The organism is Streptomyces mayonensis, assembly GCF_018982965.1.
Lineage (GTDB): Bacteria > Actinomycetota > Actinomycetes > Streptomycetales > Streptomycetaceae > Streptomyces > Streptomyces mayonensis.
Genome location: NZ_JACBYP010000024.1, coordinates 63,429 through 82,313 on the forward strand (window position 1 = coordinate 63,429; position 18,885 = coordinate 82,313).

General features: G+C 73.1%; 13 protein-coding genes. 7 read left to right on the forward strand and 6 right to left on the reverse strand.

Translation table 11 applies throughout. The features are described 5' to 3' along the window. Positions 1–57: 57 nt before the first annotated feature. On the reverse strand, positions 58–1,641 hold the full coding sequence (locus tag HZS56_RS12275) for a glycosyltransferase family 39 protein (RefSeq protein ID WP_216720712.1): 1,584 nt from the start codon (positions 1,639–1,641) through the stop codon (positions 58–60). Between the two features lie 126 nt (positions 1,642–1,767). Between HZS56_RS12275 and HZS56_RS12280 the strand changes: the two genes are divergently transcribed. Then, positions 1,768–2,448 carry a response regulator transcription factor gene (locus HZS56_RS12280; protein WP_216720713.1) on the forward strand — a complete coding sequence of 227 codons (681 nt, stop codon included), beginning with the start codon at positions 1,768–1,770 and terminating at the stop codon, positions 2,446–2,448. Beyond that, the gene (locus tag HZS56_RS12285; RefSeq protein WP_216720714.1) at positions 2,435–3,988 is read left to right on the forward strand and encodes a sensor histidine kinase; all 1,554 of its coding nucleotides are present in this window, start codon (positions 2,435–2,437) and stop codon (positions 3,986–3,988) included. The genes HZS56_RS12280 and HZS56_RS12285 overlap by 14 nt, the downstream gene beginning before the upstream one ends. 68 nt (positions 3,989–4,056) lie before the next feature. Here the strand turns inward: HZS56_RS12285 and HZS56_RS12290 are convergent, their stop codons facing one another. The 3 genes from HZS56_RS12290 to HZS56_RS12300 form a co-directional block, all read right to left on the reverse strand. Next, entirely contained in the window at positions 4,057–4,950 is an 894-nt protein-coding gene (locus HZS56_RS12290; protein WP_216720715.1) for an endo alpha-1,4 polygalactosaminidase, read from the reverse strand. A gap of 267 nt (positions 4,951–5,217) precedes the next feature. Then, positions 5,218–5,556 (reverse strand): chorismate mutase, encoded by a 339-nt coding sequence (locus HZS56_RS12295; protein WP_216720716.1) that lies wholly within the window; start codon positions 5,554–5,556, stop codon positions 5,218–5,220. Between the two features lie 75 nt (positions 5,557–5,631). Next, complete coding sequence (locus tag HZS56_RS12300) at positions 5,632–6,477, reverse strand: methyltransferase domain-containing protein (RefSeq protein ID WP_216720717.1); 846 nt, start codon at positions 6,475–6,477, stop codon at positions 5,632–5,634. Between the two features lie 198 nt (positions 6,478–6,675). On the opposite strand from HZS56_RS12300, the gene HZS56_RS12305 reads away from it, so the two are divergent. From HZS56_RS12305 to HZS56_RS12320, 4 genes are read left to right on the forward strand one after another with little or no spacing between them, the layout of a single operon-like run. After that, positions 6,676–8,184, forward strand: coding sequence for an ABC transporter substrate-binding protein (locus HZS56_RS12305; RefSeq protein WP_216720718.1), 1,509 nt, complete (start codon positions 6,676–6,678; stop codon positions 8,182–8,184). A 4-nt stretch (positions 8,185–8,188) separates the two neighbouring features. Beyond that, positions 8,189–9,163, forward strand: coding sequence for an ABC transporter permease (locus tag HZS56_RS12310; RefSeq protein WP_308408062.1), 975 nt, complete (start codon positions 8,189–8,191; stop codon positions 9,161–9,163). After that, on the forward strand, positions 9,160–10,107 hold the full coding sequence (locus tag HZS56_RS12315) for an ABC transporter permease (protein WP_216720719.1): 948 nt from the start codon (positions 9,160–9,162) through the stop codon (positions 10,105–10,107). The genes HZS56_RS12310 and HZS56_RS12315 overlap by 4 nt, the downstream gene beginning before the upstream one ends. Further along, the gene (locus tag HZS56_RS12320; protein ID WP_216720720.1) at positions 10,104–11,579 is read left to right on the forward strand and encodes an ABC transporter ATP-binding protein; all 1,476 of its coding nucleotides are present in this window, start codon (positions 10,104–10,106) and stop codon (positions 11,577–11,579) included. Before HZS56_RS12315 ends, HZS56_RS12320 begins: the two co-directional genes overlap by 4 nt. Before the next feature lie 196 nt (positions 11,580–11,775). Here the strand turns inward: HZS56_RS12320 and HZS56_RS12325 are convergent, their stop codons facing one another. Together HZS56_RS12325 and HZS56_RS12330 are read right to left on the reverse strand one after the other, a co-directional pair. Then, positions 11,776–11,973: a ferredoxin gene (locus HZS56_RS12325; RefSeq protein WP_216720721.1), complete on the reverse strand. Its 198-nt coding sequence runs from the start codon at positions 11,971–11,973 to the stop codon at positions 11,776–11,778. A gap of 129 nt (positions 11,974–12,102) precedes the next feature. Then, on the reverse strand, positions 12,103–13,770 hold the full coding sequence (locus HZS56_RS12330; protein ID WP_216720722.1) for a (2,3-dihydroxybenzoyl)adenylate synthase: 1,668 nt from the start codon (positions 13,768–13,770) through the stop codon (positions 12,103–12,105). Positions 13,771–13,891: 121 nt separating this feature from the next. On the opposite strand from HZS56_RS12330, the gene HZS56_RS12335 reads away from it, so the two are divergent. Continuing rightward, positions 13,892–18,885 (forward strand): non-ribosomal peptide synthetase (locus HZS56_RS12335; protein WP_308408063.1); only part of this gene is annotated, 4,994 nt, incomplete at its 3' end.

The following is an 18,885-nucleotide window of genomic DNA, read 5'->3' on the forward strand; positions in this document are numbered from 1 at the left end:
TTCATGGTGTGTGAAGTCATTCTGCCTTGTCCCCTGTGCAGCGTGTGCCTGCTGGTATCACCGTTCGCAGCAGTAGCCGGGCGGGACGGAGGACGGGCTCCGGACCGGATCCGGGACCGGCCTGCGGGACGGGACGGGGGCGTGCAAGCGGGAGTGGACGCGGGAGCGGCCGTGGACGCGGACGTAGACGGTGACTCGTGCCCCGTTGACCCGGCTGGTGCCGTACTCGCGGAAGTGGCGCCGCAGGGTGCTTGTCTTCGCCGCCTCCCGAGGGTCGGTCAGCGGGTGCGCACCGGTCGCGCGGACCACGACGATCCGCTCGTACCGCAGCATGCGCGCCGCGATGCTCCGGGCGGGAAGCTCGACACCTGCGAGGGTGTTCGACGAAACGGGGTCCTGTGCCAGGGCCAGATCCGTCAGCGCGGCGGTGTCCTCGGGGTCGGCCGCGGTCAGGATCCGGTGCCGGCCGGTGAGGTAGAGCAGCCCGTCGCCCGGGCGGCCCTGCTCGCGCACCGCCGCGCCGACCGCGGTGACGTTGTCGCTCCGGCTCTCGGGCGTCCTCAGCGACAGGCTCGGCGGGACGAGCGCGGCCAGTGCGGCGACCGCCGCGACCCACACAAGCCGGGAAGAGCGCCGCAGCCCGGAGAAGTGGTCCAGCGAGGCGCCCAGCAGCAAGGCGATCCCGATATTGCTGTACACCACGTACCGGTCGACGAAAAGGGGCTTGACCAGCGAGGCGATCAGCAGCAGAAGGCCCGGCAGCACCAGGATCGGCACAGCCAGCGCGGAGAGCCGCAGGGGACGCCCCCTCAGGCCCACGGGCACCAGGGCACACACCACTCCCAGGACCGCCACCACCAGGAAATAGCCGACCCGTACCGGCCCGTCGATCCAGGACACCTGCTCCGACTGCCGCGCACTGAGGACCGCGAGCGGCAGCAGCCCGGCCACGACGCCCGCGGCGGCCACGCTCCACGCCCTCAGCGCCGGTCGCGGTACACGGGAGACGACCAGTGTGACGCCGTGCGCCACCAGGGCCAGGACGGCGAACTCGTGCAGCAGGCAGGCAAGCAGCATCGTGGAGCCGTAGACCGTCCACCGCCACCGGGAGCGGTGCGGGACGCCGGCCACGAGCGCACAGGTGGCCCAGGTGACCAGCGCACAGACCATGGCGTACGAGCGGCCTTCCTGCGCGTACTTCTGCACCTGGGGAAGGAGCGCGAACACCAGCCCGGCCAGCAGCCCGGCGCGGGGCCCCGCCAGGCGCAGCGCCAGGAGCCCGACTCCGCTCGCGGCCACGGCCATGGCCAGTACGGACGGCAGCCGCAACGTCAGCAGCCCGCCGCCGAAGAGGCCGAAGAGCTCGTGCATCAGGACGTAGTAGAGGGCATGGACCAGATCGATGTGCTGGACGGTGTGCCATATCTGCGCAAGGTCGCGGTGTGCGAGCTGGTGGGTGACGGACTCGTCCTGCCACATGGTGTTCTGCCGGCGGATGCCCCAGAGCCCCAGAGCGACGGTCAGCACCGCGGGCGCGAGGACGGCAACGGCGGTGCCCGGCTCCGGTGCCCGCCGACGGGCGACGGGCACGGGACGGGAGACCGGCCTGGCCACGGGGGCGGTGCGTTCATCGAGGGACATCGGCGGCGGGACCTTTCAGCGGTGGCGGGAAACGCCGCCAGCGTGCCCGGACCCCGCTGACCGGAGACTGACCCAACCTGACCGGCCGATCAGGAACGCGGGCCGGCACTGTGCAAGGCTCACCCCATGCGCATCCTGGTGGTCGAAGACGAGGTGGACCTCGCCCACACCCTGCACACCGGTCTGACGGCCGAGGGCTACAGCGTCGACCTCGCCCACGACGGGCGGCAGGGACTGTGGATGGCCCGGACCGGCGAATACGCCCTCGTCGTCCTGGACCTGATGCTGCCCGGACTCAACGGCTACAAGGTCTGCGCCCAGCTGCGCCGCGAGGGCAACGCGACCCCCATCCTGGTGCTCACCGCCAAGGACGGGGAATGGGACCAGGCAGAGGCCCTGGACACGGGCGCCGACGACTACCTGGCCAAGCCCTTCTCGTACATGGTGCTCGTCGCACGGCTGCGGGCCCTGGTCAGACGAGCCGCCGCGGTCGCCCCGCCCGTCCTCGCCGTGGGCGACCTCTCGTTGGACGTCGCGGGCCGGGTCTGCCGCCGGGCCGGGACCCGGGTGGAACTGACACCCCGGGAGTTCGCCGTGCTCGAAGTGCTGGCCCGCCGCGCGGGGCAGGCGGTCTCCAAGGCGGACCTGCTCTACCACGCGTGGCCCGACGAAGCCCTCGATCCCAACCTGGTGGAGGCGCGCGTGAGCGCCCTGCGCAAGAAGGTGGACGCCGCGTTCCGCCGGCAGTCCCTGCAGACCGTACGCGGCACCGGATACCGGCTGGTGGACGACCGTGAACGCGACTGAGCCGCGCCGCCGCTGGTGGCCGCGTTCGGTGAGGGCCCGCGCGGCCCTGGCCGCCGCCTGCGCCGCCGCGGTCGTCCTGGCAGGCACCGGCTGGTGGATACACCGCGACGTCCACCGCGAGGGCGGCCGGGTCGCCGAGGAACAGGCCCAAATACAGCTCCGGGCCCTCGTCGACCAGCTGACGGAGGGCGTGGTTCCCGTTCGCAGGAACGCCGTGCCGTACGAGGTCGTCGCGAGCGGCCGGCGACCCGCCGTCGCCTACGGCGGAGGGATGGAGGATCTCGGTCCCGGAAGCCGCCACGTGCTGCCCGCCCCCGTCCCCTCGGAGGCCAACGACTCCGCGGTCCTGACGATCCTCCCCATGCGCATACCGGAGCGCCGCGAGGACAGCAGGGGCGACGGAACCGGCCTGGCCGGCCAGGAGCACATGGTCATGTACGCCGATGTCCGCTCCGGCGAACTGAGCGGCGCCGAAGCCGCCGCTCTGGGCGTCGCCACCGACGCCACGCTGCGGGCCTACGTGGTGGTGCTTCCGGACCGGGCCGAGGCGCTCACCCGGACCACCGACCGCCTGCTCCTGCCCGCCGGGCTCGTCAGCCTCGTACTGATCGCCGCAGTCGCCTACTTCGCCGTGCGCATCGCCCTGCGGCCGGTCGAAGCCATCCGCGTCCTCACCGCCTCGGTCACCGCGACCGATCCCCGCGAACGCGTCACCGTCCCCGCCACCGGGCACGAGATCACGGCCCTGGCCACCACCATCAACACCACGCTTCAACGCCTGGACAACGCCGCCGCACAGCAGCGCCGCTTCGTCGCGGACGCCGCCCACGAACTGCGCAGCCCCCTCACCACACTGCTGGCCAGCCTGGAAGTCGCGCTGGCCTACCCGGAGCGCACCGACTGGCCCGCCACGGCCACCACCGCGGCCCGGCAGACCCGCCGCCTCCAGGCCCTCGCCGAAGACCTGCTGCTCCTGGCCCGCCTCGACACCCGCGCCCCCGCAGCCGACCCCGGAACCGTCGACCTGACCGCCCTCGCCCGCCGGCTGACCGAGCAGTACCGGCTGCCCGAACGGGAGTTGACCCTCGCCTGCGACAGCACCGCCCCCGCACCCGCGCACGGGAACCTCGACGACTTCGAACGGCTGCTGCGCAACCTCATCGACAACGCCGCCCGCCACGCCGCGCACCGCATCCAGATCACCGTCCGCAACGAGGACGACCGGGTCGTCCTCACGGTGCACGACGACGGACCGGGCGTGCCCACCGAGGACGCCGAGCGCGTCTTCGAACGCTTCGTCCGGCTCGACGACGCCCGCTCCCGAGACCAGGGCGGCACCGGCCTGGGCCTCGCCATCGCCCGCGACCTGGCGCACCGCCACGGAGGCACCCTCACCCTCGCCCCCCGCACCCTCGGCGCCTGCTTCGAACTGCACCTGCCCCGAGCCTCACCGGGGCGGGACGACGAGGCGACGCCCACCGCCGGCCCGGTCGCGCCGGCGCTGCCCGCACCGCCGCCGCCCGCACCGCCCCGCGGCTGAGGCCGACCGCCCCGGGGGGGGCACGCTTTCACACGCCTCGCCCGGGGCGGCCTGCCACGGCACCGGATCTACTGGTAGTCGGCGCAGGTTTTGCGGAGGTACGGGGCGGGGTCGCCGTTCTCGTCCTCGCCCACCTCGCCCGGGGCCACGACATCCCGGTCGCGCTGCACCACGCTCACGCGGTCACCGTACTCGCAGGCGTTCGCCATGCCCTCGTCGGTGTACTCGATCATGATGACGTCGTTGCCGAACTCCTCCGTGTAGGCGGCGCACTCGTCGTATACGTTTCCGTCCTCGTCCAGTTCCTTCTGGTCGCCGCACTCCTCCGCGATGGCGAAGTCGAGGCCGTTCTCCTTGTGGTTCGCGGCGAGTTCCACGGTGTTCTTCTGGCCGACGGCCAGGCCCTTGTCGTGACCGTGGGCGGACAGCATCCGGATGTAGGCCTGGGCGTCGTCCTCGGAGATCCTGCCCTCGACGATCTCCCGGGTGAACGTGTCGTAGTTGTCCAGCTCCAGGGCGTCGAACCCGCTGTCGGCGCAGGTGTCGATCTGCTTGGTGATCTCCTCGGCGATGTCCTGCCGCTTGCTGTCACTGGTGATGTCGAGGATCGCCTCGTCCCAGTCCGGGTCGATGAGCGGCTCGCCGTCGTTCTTCTTGAGCAACAGGTCCTGCTCCCAGTCGTCCGGGCCGCCCTCCTCCCCGATCTTCTGGGTCTGGAAGGCGTTGACATAACAGATGTTGTACAGCCCCTGGGCCGGCGATTCCTTCCAGTCGCGGCTGACCACCGTCACGCCCTCGGGCGGGGTGTACGGCTTGCCGATCTGGTAGTCGAAGTCGGCGTGGGCCGGGGGCGGGGCCGGCTCGGCGGCCTCGGCACTGGGGATGAACACGGCCGCGCCGCACGCGGCCGCGGCGCACGCCGCGAGGATCACTCGGGAACGGGTTGATGCCAGAAGGCGCATGGAGAAGCTCCGTGGTGCGGGGGTACGTCCCCGCCTCGGTCGCCTTGGGGCGACCTGGCGACTCGGTCCGGACTTGCGGCGGCGACGACCGCCCACCGGCTGGGCGTACCTCTGGTGCCGGAGTGCTCCGACTCCGGCGTGACAGGAGTAAAGCGGTCGCCTCCATGAGCGTCAAGCGCAGCCATTTGCATAGCGGTTCACGTGATTCTTCACACTCCGCAACGGCTTCTCCCGCCGATGGCGGCGCCTGCTTCGGCCGACGCGGTTTCACCCCGTCCGGGGCCGGTCCGCGTCGGTGGCCGCGGCGGTCGTCTGCGGACGTCTCGCCGGTGCGGGCTCCGGTCCGCGGGCGGGTGGCCGGCGTCGTCCCAGCTCCGTCAGGATCATCGCCAGGGCGGTGCCGGGTCGTCCCAGTGCCGCGCCGTACCGCTGCAGGACGTCGTTCTCCCGGGCGAGTTCGACCGCCGGCCTGCCGGCGGCCCGACGGCAGGTGACCAGCTCCGCACCGAGTTCGCTACGCCGGCGGACCAGTTCGATGATGTCCGCGTCCAGCTCCGCGATGTGGGCGTGCAGGCTTTCGGCGAGGCTGTCCGTGGCCCTGGCCATGCGAGAGTGCCTTTCCGTGCGGGGTCGTTGAGGATCGCCGCTCCGCGGTGTCGCCGGCAGCGGGCCTGCCGAGGGTCAGCGGCGGCCGGTCACCAGCAGCGTGGGGTGGATCATGTAGTAGCCCGGCTCGTCGGCCACGTACTCCGGGTGTCCGGGCGTCAGCAGGGCTTCGGCCCGTGCGATGTCCTCCTCGGTCATCCCCGCCTCCTTCCCCCGCGCCCGGGCGCCCGCCAGCAGTTGGGGCCACACGGCGTTCTCCAGGTAGGGGCGGACCGCCGGGTCGGCGTCCGCGGGGAAGGCGGTCCGGGGCAGGACGTCGAGCCGTACGTCGCGCAGGCCGGCCGCGGTCATCCAGTGCACGTGGCGTGCGTAGTGGTGCGAGCCGTCGGCGGGGATGCCCCAGTCCAGCTCCGAAGCGGTCATGAGCTGCCGCTCCAGGCGGGCGTGACCGGGAAGGAACGTCGAGCTGTAGTAGTTGCTGGTGAAGAGCGCGAGCACGCCGCCCGGCGACAGGGCGCCGGCCAGCCGGGCGACCGCCGCGGCGGGATCGTCGACGTTCCCCGGCCAGATGACGTCACTCGCCCAGATCGCGTCGAAGCGGTCCCCTCCGGCGGCCCTCGCGGCGACCTGGAGGAGGTCGGCCGCCTCGGTGTGCACCTGGCCGAGGACGCCTTCCTCCTCCGCGTGCCGGACGGCCAGCGCGAGCGCGCTCTCGTTGCGGTCCACACCCAGGACCCGGGCCTGCGCCCCGGCGGCACGGGCCAGGGCGACCAGGCCGCCGCCCCCGCCCGTGCCGACGTCCAGGATGCGGTGACGGCCCTTCAGCCCGAGCAGACCGACGGCCTGCTCGACGACCGGCGCCATGAACGCCCGGTTGGCCTTCAAGTACGCGACCAGTCCTGCCTCGTTGTCATTCGCCATGACCGGCAGACTATGTGAAAACCATTTTCATGTAAACCTTAACGAGAACGATTATGGTTTCCATATGATGGGTGCGGGCGTCGCCTGTGGCTGTACCCGGGTGGTGGCGAGTCCGCGTCCGCGTCCGGGTGCGCGTCCGGTCGGGCCTTGTCGTAAGTGATCTTTCCGTAGTGACCTTTCCGTAAGTAGGGACATACTGTGAGCAACTTCTCCCGTCGCGCCTTCCTCGGGTTCGGTGCCCTGACCGCCGCAGGTGTCTCCGGGGTACTGACCGCCTGCTCCTCCTCGGGCGCCGGTGGCGACGCGGCAGGGGCGACCCTGCGCGCGGCCTTCGCCGGTGGCGGATCGAGCGAGACGTTGAACTACTTCGTCGGCCCGACCGCCCTCGACTTCGTCCGGGCGCGGCTGGTGCACGCCCCCCTCGGGGCCATCGACGCGAAGCAGCCGGACGGCGTGAGCTACGGGATCCTGGAGTCGATCGAGATCAGCGACGATCTCACGTCGTACACCCTGCGGCTGCGTGACTCCGTCACCTTCACCGACGGATCCCCGGTGACCGCCGCCGACCTGCTGCACTCGCTGAGAGCGCCCGACGAGTTGGAGGGACTGCCCTTCACCCGCCTGGTCGGGCGCAACTTCGACCTCGCCGCCGCCCGCAGGCTCGACGCACGCACCCTGCGCCTGCCGACGGCGCAGCCGATCGCGGACGGACGGCTCCTGCTGTGCCAGAGCATGCTGGTCATCAAGGACGGCACCACCGAGTTCACCCCGAAGACGCCGTCCTGCGGGCCGTTCGTGATCGAGGCGTTCGAGCCCGGACAGCAGACGGTGCTGCGCCGCAACCCCGACTACTTCGGCGACGACGTGCACCTGGACGAGATCCACCTGCTGTCCGTGGGCGACGCGGAGGCGAGGGCCAACGCGCTGCGGGAAGGACAGGCCGACTTCGTCAGCGGCGTCTCGCCCTTCAACGCGCGGGAGCTGGCGAAGGCCGACGGGCTCACCGTGAGCGCCGGCGAGCCCCCGTACGTGTCGAACCTGCGGTTCGAGATGAACCTGTCGCACGAGCCGTTCAAGGACGAGCGGGTGCGCCGGGCGTTCCGCCTCGCGGTCGACCGCCAGGCCATCGTGGACACGGTGTACTTCGGCCGCGCGGAGATCGGCAACGACGTCCCGGCGCTCGGCTTCCCCAGCTACGACACCGGCCTGGAGCAGCGACGCCACGACCCGGAGGAGGCCAAGTCGCTGCTGCGCGAGGCCGGTCACGAGGGGATGCCGATCGAGCTGACCGCCGGTCCCGAACTGACCGGCATGGTCGAGACGGCCACGCTGGTCGTGGAGAACCTGCGGGCCGTCGGGGTGAAGGCAAGCCTGAAGGAACTGCCGGCCGGGCAGCTCTTCGCCGACTACGAGGCCTACCAGCGCCTCCCGTTCGCCGCCGGGTACAACCCGTCGGCACCCTTCGAGGCCAATCACACCCCCGGCACCTTCCCCGACATCGACAAGCTGGTGGCCACCGCCCGCAGCGCGCCGGCCGAGGGCGACCGCACAGCGGCCTCGCACAAGGCGCAGGGCCTGCTGTGGGAGAAGGGCAACGAGATCGTCCCGGTCTTCGTCCCCACCGTGGACGCCCACACCGACAAGGTGAGCGGTGTGCGCTCGCTCCAGTTCCCGGACCTCTCGGCCGCCGAACTCGCCTCGGCGTGATCGCGTGATCCGGTTCGGGCTGACCCGCGGCGTGACGGCCGTCGCGATGATGCTGCTGCTGTCCGCGGTGCTCTTCTTCTCGACCGAGGCACTGCCCGGGGACGCGGCGGGGGCCGTCGCCGGCGCGGACGCCACGGACAGCGAACGGGCGGAGATCCGCGAACGCCTGGGTCTGGACGACCCGGCGGTGACGCGCTACGTGACCTGGCTGGGCGACGCGCTCACCGGCGACCTCGGCCGCTCCTCCGCCGCCGGCCGGCCGGTGGCCGAGGTGCTCGCCTCGCGGTTCGGCAACTCGGTGGTGCTGGTCGGACTCGCGGTGGCCGCCATCGCGGTGCTCGCCACGGTGTTCGGACTGGCCGCAGGTCTGCGGGCGGGCCGTCTCGGGGACCGGCTGCTGTCGTCGGTGACGGTGACGCTGATCGCGCTGCCGGAGTTCCTGGTGGCCACCGGGCTGGTCGTGGTGCTGGCCCATCAGGCCGGTCTGTTCCCGGCGGTGTCGACCTTCCCCCCGGGGGATTCCTCCTGGCAGCATCCGGACATGCTGGTGCTGCCCGTGACCGCCCTGGTTCTGGGGGGTCTCGGGGTGGCGACCCGGCTGGTCCGCGCAGCGGTGGTCGGCGTCGCCGGGAGCCCCGCGATCGAACAGGCCCGGCTGAACGGGGAGTCGGGCGTGCGGCTGGCGTGGTCCTACGTGCTGCCGGCGGCCGCCGCCCCCGGGATCCAAGGGCTGGCCGTGATGGCGGCCGGGCTGCTCGGCGGCAGCCTCGTCGTCGAGACACTGTTCAACTATCCGGGCGTGGGCAGTGAGCTGGCCCGTGCCGTCACCTACCGGGACGTCGCGATGGTGCAGGGGCTCGGGCTGGCCCTCGCGGGCTCCGCGCTGCTGATCCTCTTCGTGGGCGATCTGCTGGCCGGACTGCTCAATGTCCGGTCCCGCCCCGGGGCGTGGCGCCGGGCGGAAGGGGGTGTGTCATGAGACGCGCGAAACGCGCGATGCCCGGACGGCTGCTGACGGCGGCGCTGCTCCTGACGGTCCTGGTCGCGCTGGCCGGGCCGTGGCTGCCGCTGCCCTCACCGACCGAGCGGGTGGGCATGCCCTTCGAACCGGCGAGCTGGTCGAGGCCGTTCGGCACCGACATGCTGGGGCGCGACGCGCTGGCCAGGACGGCGCACGGCGGGCGGACCCTCGTCCTCCAGGCGCTGGCGGCGACCGTGCTGGGCAGCGTCGTAGGGCTGGCCGTCGGCACCTTCGCGGGGCTGGCCCGCGGCGGCCCCCTCAAGGGGGTGCTGCGCGTCGTGGACGGTCTGGCGGCCATGCCCGCACTCCTGATCACGCTGTTGATCGCGGCGGGCAGGCCGGGGAGCGACGTCGCCGTCCTCGTGGCCGTCACGCTGGTGAGCCTGCCGTTCTCCGTACGGGTCGTCGGCGCGGCCACCGCCCGGCTGGCCGACCTGGCCTACGTACGCACCGCGCTGGCCCGGGGGGACAGCAGGTTCGCGGTCGTCCGCCACGACATCCTCCCGAACATCGCCTCCGAGGCGTGGGCCGAGGCCGGTCTCCGTTTCATCGCCGCCACGCAGCTCTGCGCGACGGCCGGTTTCCTGGGCCTGGGCGCACCGGCGCCGGCCGCCAACTGGGGGCGGCTGGTCCGGGAGAACGCGGTGGGCGCGGGGACCCAGCCGTGGCCGGTGCTGGCTCCCGCCCTGCTGCTGGTCACCCTCGCGCTCGGACTGAGCCTGGCCGCGGACCGCCTAACGTCTCCTGCCGGGCGGCCGAGGGGAGACCGTCTCGTGTCTCGCGCCGGGCGGCTGGGAACGCACGGCCTCACGTCTCCTGCCGGGCGGCCGGGGAGAGGCCGTCTCATGTCTGCCGCCGGGCGGCTTCGAAAAGTTGGAAGAGAACGGAACAGCGCGCGATGAATCTGGTGGAGGTCGCGGACCTGAGCCTGTCGTCGGCCGAGCGGACGGTGCTCTCCGACTGCTCGCTGACGCTGCGGCCGGGGGAGCGGGTCGGTCTGGTCGGCAGATCGGGATCGGGCAAGACCGCACTGGCACACGCCCTGCTGGGCTATACGAGGCCGGGGCTGGCACGCGTCGGCGGGACGGTCCGGATCGCCGGCCACGACCCGTTCGCACCCGGCGGCGCGCGACGGGTGCGGGGGCGGCTGGCCGCGTACGTGCCGCAGGACTGCGCCAGCGCGCTGCCCGCCGAGCACCGTGTCGGACGGGTGCTGGACCGTGCGGCCCGCCGGTCCGGAGTGGCCCGCGCGCACCTGGCCGCCTTTCGCAGGAACGCACTCGAACAGCTGGGGTTGCCACCGGAGTTGGCACATGCCTTCCCCCACCAGATCTCCGGCGGCCAGGCCCAGCGAGTGGCCCTCGCCTCCGCTCTGGCCGCCGGCGCGGAGCTGATCGTCCTGGACGAGCCGACGAGCGGCCTCGACCCGGGCACGACGGAGGACCTGATCGACCTCCTGCGCACGTCCGTCGGTGACGCCGCCATGCTGGTGGTGAGCCATGACCTGGACGTGGTCGACCGGCTCACCCACCGCCGCGTGGCCATGACCCACGGCAGACTCGCCGACGCCGGTGACCGCGGTGCCACCGCGGGGCTCGATGCCCGCCTGCGGCCGTCCGAGGAGATGCGTGACGCACCTGCCGCGGAAGGAAAGGCGTGTGTGCTGCGGGTCGAGGGCGTCCGGGGAGGGCCGGGCGGACGGCCCGTGCTGAGAGAGGTGGACCTGACACTGGACGCCGGTGAGTGCGTGGCCGTCATGGGCGCCTCCGGGGCGGGCAAGACCACACTGGCGCGGGCGTTGGCGGGCATGCTGGAACCGAGCGGCGGCCGCCTCTGGCTGAACGGCGCGCCCCAGCCGTGGTCCGTCGTCCGCAGACCGGCGGCCGACCGGCTCTCGGTGGCCCTGGTGGACCAGGACAGCCGGGCCGCGCTCAACCCGCGTGAAACCGTCGGCAAGGCCCTTGAGCGAGCCCGTCGCGCAGCTGCCCGCGGCGGTCTCACCCCGCCCCCGGCCGCCGATCTGCTCAGCGCGGTCTCCCTGCCCGCGAGCGCGGCGGACCGCCGCCCGGACGAGCTGAGCGGAGGGGAACGCCAGCGGGCCAGCCTCGCCCGCGCCGTCGCCGCCGGGCCGCGCGTGCTGCTCTGCGACGAAGTGACCGCGTCCCTCGACGGCGTCACCGAGCGGGACGTACTCGACATGCTGGCGGCCCTGCGTGGGGAACGGGGCCTTGCCGTGCTCCTCATCACCCACAGCAGGTCCGTCGCCGCCACGGCGGACCGGTGCCTGGTGTTGGCGGACGGCATCCTCGGGCCTCCGGCCACACTCCGACTCCGGCCGGATGCGGGTACGGAGCAGGCGGCCTACGGTACGTGAGCTACGGGGCGTGAACCGTACGGGACTTGGACCGTACGGAGGCCTCGGCGAGGGTGCTGCGTCCGGGGTGCGGCACAGGGCCGGGCTGCGGCACAGGGCCGGGTTGCGGACCGGGCGCCGGCGCGCACGGGGTGAGCGGCGCGGCGTGGTGCCGGGCGCCGCCTCGTCCCGTCGCGCCGCCCGTCCCGTGAAAGGGTCATCCCTCGTGCAGTGCGAGAGCCCCCGCGGGGCACCGGTCCACCGCGTCGCGTACGGCGTCCAGTTCCGCGGGTGAGGGATCGGACGTCAGGAGCACGACCAGCCCGTCCTGCAGGTCCTGGTCGAACACGCCCTCGGCGGACAGTACGCACTGCCCTGCACCTATGCAGAGATCGCGGTCGGCGGATATGCGCATCGGGTTTCCTCCCCGCCCGTCCGGGCACTGCCGGACGGGACTTTTTCGCTCCAGGACCGTCGCTCCAGGACCGTCGCTCACAGGACTGTCGCTCTCGGACCGTCGGTCCGGTCGGTGTGACGGGGGCCGTCAGGCCCGCCCGTCCTCGCGTCGCGCCAGCTCCCTCAGCGCGTTCTTGTCCGTCTTCCCCACGGGAGTCAGCGGCATCCGTGCGACCGCCTCCACCCGGTCCGGTGCCTTGTAGGCGGCCAGCCCGCGTTCACGGAGGAAGGAGGTCACCTCCCGGGTGCCGGGTGCCGGGCCCGCGCACACGACGAACGCCACGGAGCATTCGCCGAGTTCGGCATGCGGCGCGGCCACGACCGCCGCGGACTCGATGCCGGGGTGGGCGAGCAGGTGCTCCTCGACCTCGGTGGCGTCGATCTTCTCGCCGCCCCGGTTGATCTGCTCCTTGACCCGCCCGACCACGCTGAGGTGCCCGGTGGGGAGCCGCCGGACGAGGTCGCCGGTGCGGTAGTAGCCGTCCTCGGTGAAGTGCGTCCGCGCCAGCTCGGGGGAGCGGTAGTAGCCGCGCAGCGTGTACGGGCCCCGGGTCAGCAACTCGCCGACGTCGCCGTCGGGTACGGCCTGACCGTCCCCGCCGAGCACGAGGACCTCGTCGTGAGGCGAGACGGGACGGCCCTGGGTGGTGCAGACGACGTCGTCCGGGTCGTCGAGGGCGGTCAGGTTGAGCAGGCCTTCCGCCATGCCGAACACCTGCTGGAGCCGGCAGCCGAGCGTGGGTCCGATGCGTCGCGCGAGACTGTCGGCCAGCCGCGCGGCACCGACCTGGAGGACGGCGAGGCTGGAGAGATCGCGGGGGGCGTCCTCGAACTCGCGCAGCCAGTACGGCACCAGCGGCGGGTTGACGGCGGTGACGGTGACCCTCTCGCGCTCGATCAGTTCGAGCGCGGTGCCGGGGTTCGGGCTGGGGGAGAGCACCACGGTCCCGCCGGCCTGCAGGGTGCCCAGGACGCCGGGGCAGCTCATCGTGAAGTTGAAGGCGATCGGCAGGACGGCGAGGTAGACCGAGTCCGCGTCGAGCCGGCACACCTCGGCCGCGGCCCGCGCGTTGTAGGCGTAGTCCTGGTGCGTCCGCGGGATGAGCTTGGGGGTGCCGGTGGTGCCGCCGGACAGCAGGAGGAGCGCCAGGTCCCCGGGGGCGACGGGCGGCTCGGGTGGTGCGACGGCGGGCGCCTGCGCGGCGGACAGCGTCTCGTAGGGGAGGAAGCCGGTGTGGTCACCCGGGTCACCGACGACGATCGTGTGCCGCAGTGACGGATGCCCGGCGCCCAGGTCCGCGGCCAACGGACGGTAGTCGAAGCGGGCGTACCGGTCGGGGATCACGTAGGCGACCGCCTCGGTGGTCCGGGCGAGGTGGGCGATCTCGTGGCGGCGGTGACCGGGCAGGGCGTGCACCGGCACGGCACCGAGCCGCTGCAGGGCGAACCACAGCAGTACGAACTCCGCGCGGTTGGGCAGCTGCACGATCACCCGGTCGCCCCGGCGCAGCCCGAGCCGGTGCAGGGACCGGTGCAGTGCCTCGACGTCGGCCTCGAGTTCGGCGTAGGTCCAGCGGCGGTCGCCGTCGACCAGGGCCGTGGCCCGCGGACGCTCCGAGGCCTGCCGGGCCGGGAGGTCGCCGAAGACCTCGTCGCGCCAGAGACCGGCATCGCGGTAGCGCTGTGCGGCCTCGGACGGCCAACCCGGCCAGTCCGGTGCGCCGGACGGGGCCCGGGGGACCGAAGTCGTGCCCATATTTCCTCCATGGTGCGGAAGTTGCGGCTGGTGAAAACGTCGACCGGCGTCTAGGCTAGGCTAAGTGAACATGATTGTCATTTGACAATACGACGGTGTGATGAGGGAGGGACCGGAACTCGTGAGCGAAGCGCCTGCACCGGGACGAGCGGAGCTGGGGGACTCGGAGGTGCTCGCGGCGGTCGCCGCCGCGGTGGACGTCCCCCGCGCCGAAGTGACACTCGACGCCGACCCGTTCGAGCTCGGACTCGACTCCCTGGGGCTCATCCGGCTCACGGCCGACTGGCGCCGGCAGGGCGTCGGGGTCAGTTACGAGCAGCTCGCCGAGGCGGCGACCCTTCGGGAGTGGCTGGCCGTTCTCAGCGCCGCCCCGGCCACGGCGCCGTCGGACGAACCTGATGAATCCGACGGACCCGATGGATCGGACGGGACGGAGCCGGGCGCGGCCGGTCCGGCGGCGGACGCGCAGGAGCGGGACGAGGCGCCTTCGGACGGTGCGTTCCCGCTGGCCGTCATGCAGCACGCCTACTGGATCGGCCGCCAGGACGACCAGCCCCTCGGCGGCGTCGGAGCGCACTTCTACGCCGAACTCGACGGGACCGGCCTCGACCCCGACCGCCTGGCCGCCGCCGTGACCGCACTGCGCCGGCGGCACGAGATGCTCCGGGTCCAGGTGCTCGACGACGGCCGGCAGCGGATCCTGCCCGAACCCGTGCAACCGGCGATCACCGTGCACGACCTGACCCGGGAGACGGGAGAGGGCCCGGACGAGGCGCTGGACCGGCTGCGGGACCGCTACACCCACCGGCGGATGGACGTGGAACGGGGCGAGGTCTTCGACGTCGCTCTCAGCCTGCTGCCCGGCGACCGCACCCGCCTCCACATCGATCTCGACATGGTCGGCGCCGACGCCGCCAGCATGCGGGTCCTCCTGGCGGACCTCCAGCATCTCTACGACGCCCCGGACACCCCGCTGCCGGACATCGGCCACAGCTACCGGGAGTATCTGCGGGAGAGCCGGGCCCGCCGGAAGGCCGACGTGGCGGCGGCCCGCGACTGGTGGCGCGAGCGGCTGGACGGACTGAGCGCGCCGCCCCAACTGCCCGTGGCCGTCGACCCGCTCGACCCGGAGTCCGCCGCACCGCGCTACCACCGGACCGTTCGCCTGCACCACCATCTGCCGGCCCGGCGCAAGCAGGTGCTGCTCGAGCGGGCCAGACAGCACCGGGTGACCCCGACGGCGGTGCTGGCCGCCGCCTTCGCCGAGGTGCTCGCCGCCTGGAGCGCCGAGCCGAGGTTCCTGCTCAACCTCCCGCTCTTCGACCGTGACCTGGGCCGGCCCGGCACCGAGCTGCTGATCGGCGACTTCAGCAGCTCCGTCCTGCTGGACGTGGACCTCACCGCCGAGCGCCCCTTCGCCGACTCCGCACGGGGCATCCAGACGGAGCTGCGCCGGACCATCGCGCGCGGCTCGTACTCGGGCGTCGAGGTCCTGCGGGACCTCTCCCGCGCCGCAGGGGGCACGCCCGTCCTCGCGCCCGTCGTGTACACCAGCGCCCTCGGCCTCGGAGAGGTCTACGACCGCCCGGTGCGGGAGACCTTCGGCGAGCCCTCCTGGATCATCTCGCAGGGCCCGCAGGTGTGGCTGGACGCCCAGGTGACCGAGCTGGACGGCGGGCTCCTGCTCAACTGGGACGTCAGGGAGGAGGTGTTCGCGCCCGGCGTGCCCGCCGCGGCCTTCGACGCCTACCGGAACCTGCTCGAGACCCTGCTGGACGACGAGGACGCCTGGGCCCGCCCCGTGGGGCCCCTCCTGCCCGCCGGCCAGGCCCGGGTCCGCGAGCGCGCCAACGACACCGACGCGCCCCCCGTGGCCGAGCGCCTGCACGAGGGGTTCCACCGGGCCGCGTCCCGGCACCCCGAACGGGTCGCACTGATCGACGGGACGGGCCGCCACCTCACCTACCGCGAACTCCGGGACGCGGCCGGACGCGTCACGGCCCTGCTCACCGACGCCGGTGTCCGCCGGGGAGACTCCGTCGCGGTACGCCTGAGCCGGGGAGCCGGCCAGGTCGCGGCGGTGCTCGGCGTGCTGGGCGCCGGCGCGACCTACGTCCCCGTCGGCGTACACCAGCCCGCCGAGCGAGCGGCGCGCGTCCTGGCGGCCGCCGCCGTGACGGCGGTGCTGACCGACGCGCCCGACGTGCCCGAAGTGCCAGACGTGCCCGACGTGCCTGACGCGGCCGACGTGCCCGACGCGCCGGCCGCGACGGAGCCCGACGCCCGGACCGGCGGCGGTGCGGTCCCCGTCCTCACCCTCGACGCGGCCGAGGCCCTGGAGCCCGTGCCCCCGGTGCTGGACCAGCCCGTCTCGTCGGTCGCCTACACGATCTTCACCTCCGGGTCCACGGGCACCCCGAAGGGCGTGGACGTTTCCCACGGCGCCGCGATGAACACCCTCGCCGCGATCAACGCGCGCTTCGGGGTGGGGGCGTCCGACCGCGGACTGGCCCTGGCCGAGCTGGACTTCGACATGGCCGTCTACGACCTGTTCGGACCGCTGTCGGCGGGCGGCTCGGTCGTCCTGATCGACGAGGCCGCCCGGCGCGACCCGCAGCACTGGGTCCGGCTGCTGCGCGAGCACCGCATCACCCTCGTCAACTGCGTCCCCGCCCTCCTCGACATGACCCTCACCGCGGCCGAGGCCGACCCCCGGGGACCGGGCGACACCCTGCGGCTGGTCCTGCTCGGCGGCGACTGGGTCGGCATGGACCTCCCGGGACGCCTGCACGCCCTGGCACCCGACGCGCGGTTCGTCGCGCTGGGCGGCATGACCGAGGCCGCGGTCCACTCGACGGTCTTCGAGGTCGACGAGGTCGACCCGGACTGGGCCTCCGTGCCCTGGGGCGTCCCCCTGCCCAACATGCGGGCCCGCGTGGCCGACGCACGGGGCAGGGACTGCCCGGACTGGGTCGCGGGAGAGCTGTGGATGAGCGGCGCCGGGCTGGCCGAGGGCTACCGCGGCGACGCCGACCGCACCGCCGAGAAGTTCGTCCTGCACGAGGGCAGGCGCTGGTACCGGACCGGCGACCGGGCCCGGTACCGCTCCGACGGCGTGCTGGAGTTCCTCGGCCGCGTGGACCACCAGATCAAGCTGCGCGGACACCGCATCGAACTCGGCGAGGTGGAGGCCGCGGCCGCCGGCCGGCCCGACGTCTCCGGCTGCGTGGCCCTGGTGACCGGCCGGCCCGCCCAACTGGCGCTCGTCGCCGCCGGCACCCCGACGGACCGGCCCACCGAGAACGGTCTGCGGGACAGCCTCGCGCAGCACCTCCCCGCCTACATGGTCCCCTCCCGCATCGAGATCGTCGACGCCCTGCCGCTGACCGCCAACGGCAAGCCCGACCGCAAGAAGGCCGCCGCGCTGGTCGAGGCGGAAGCGGCGGCCTCCGGACACGATCCCGGCGAGCCGCCCCGGGGCTGGGCGGAGACCACCCTCGCCCAGGTCTGGTCCGAGACCCTCGGCGCCGCCCGTATCGGCCGCGACGACGACTTCTTCGCACTCGGCGGGGACTCCCTGCTGGCCACCCGGGTGATCGCCGCCCTGCGCGCACGCGACGTCGGAGGCGCGCGCGTCGCCCAGCTGTTCGGCCGCCCCCGGCTGGCCGACTTCGCCGCCACCCTCACCCGGCAGAAGCACCGGGCCGCGACCCTGGACGGCGGCGACCCGGCCCACCGGTACGAGCCGTTCCCGCCGACCGACGTGCAGCGCGCCTTCTGGATCGGCCGCGACGACCGGTTGCCGCTCGGCGGCGTGGGCACCTACCACTACAGCGAGTTCGACGGCGTCGACGTCGACCTGGACCGCGTCGAGCGTGCCTGGCGGACCCTGATCCGGCGCCACGAGATGCTCCGCGCGGTCTTCGACGAGGAGGGCCGGCAGCGGATCCTGCGCGAGGTGCCCCGCTTCACCATCCCCGTCACCGAGGTCGCCACGGAGGACGAAGCCGCCGACGTGCTGGCCGGTCTGCGCGCCGAGTCGTCCCACCGGCGCCTGGACCCCACCAGGTGGCCCCTCTTCGACCTCCGGGCCGTGCGCTACCCGAGCGACGGCCGCACCCGGACCCGGCTGGCCGTCGGGCTCGACTACATCGTCCTCGACGGCGCCTCCATCATGGCGCTCTACGCGGAACTGGACGCCCTCCACGCCGATCCGGACACCGAACTGCCCGTCATCGACATCTCCTTCCGGGACTACGTCCTCGACGTCGTCCCGGAGAAGGACGACGTCGAGCGGGCCCGCGCGTACTGGCTGCGCAGACTGGACGACCTGCCGCCCGCCCCCGAACTGCCGCTCGCCGGCGACCCGGCGGCGGTGGACCGCCCCTGGTTCACCCGCCGCAGCCGGCCCCTGGCGGCCGACCGGTGGGAGACCCTGAGGGAACGGGCCAGGCAGCACGGGCTGACCCCCTCGGTGGTGCTGCTGATCTGCTACGTGGAGGTCCTGGCGGCCTGGAGCGACCAGGCAGGGGTCACCGTCAACCTGACCCTGTTCAACCGGCTGCCGGTGCATCCCCACATCAACCGCCTGGTCGGCGACTTCACCTCCGTCTCCCTGATCGGCCACGAGCCCCGGCCCGGCGAGAACTGGCTCGACGCCGCGCACCGGCTCCAGCAGGTCATGGGCGAGGACCTGGACCACCGGGAGGCGTCCGCCATCTGGCTCATGCAGGAACTCGCCCGGCGTACGGGCACCGTGGACGCCGCCATGCCCGTGGTCTTCAGCAGCACGGTGGGCGTCGGCGACCGCGCGACCAAGGACCTCAGCGGGGCCTTCCCGGCCAAGGTCTTCGGCATCTCGCAGACGCCGCAGGTCATGCTCGACAACCAGGTGACGGAGTCCTCCGGCGGCATCCTGGTGAGCTGGGACGCCGTCGAGGAGCTGTTCCGCCCCGGCGTGCTCGACGCCATGTTCGACTCCTACTGCCGCATGCTCGGCCGGCTGGCCGACGAGGACTGGCAGCACGGCCCGCTGCCCGCCGCGCTGCCGCCCGGGCAGAAGCAGGCGCGGGAACGGACCACCGGCGCCGCACGGCAGCAGGAGCGCCACCGTGT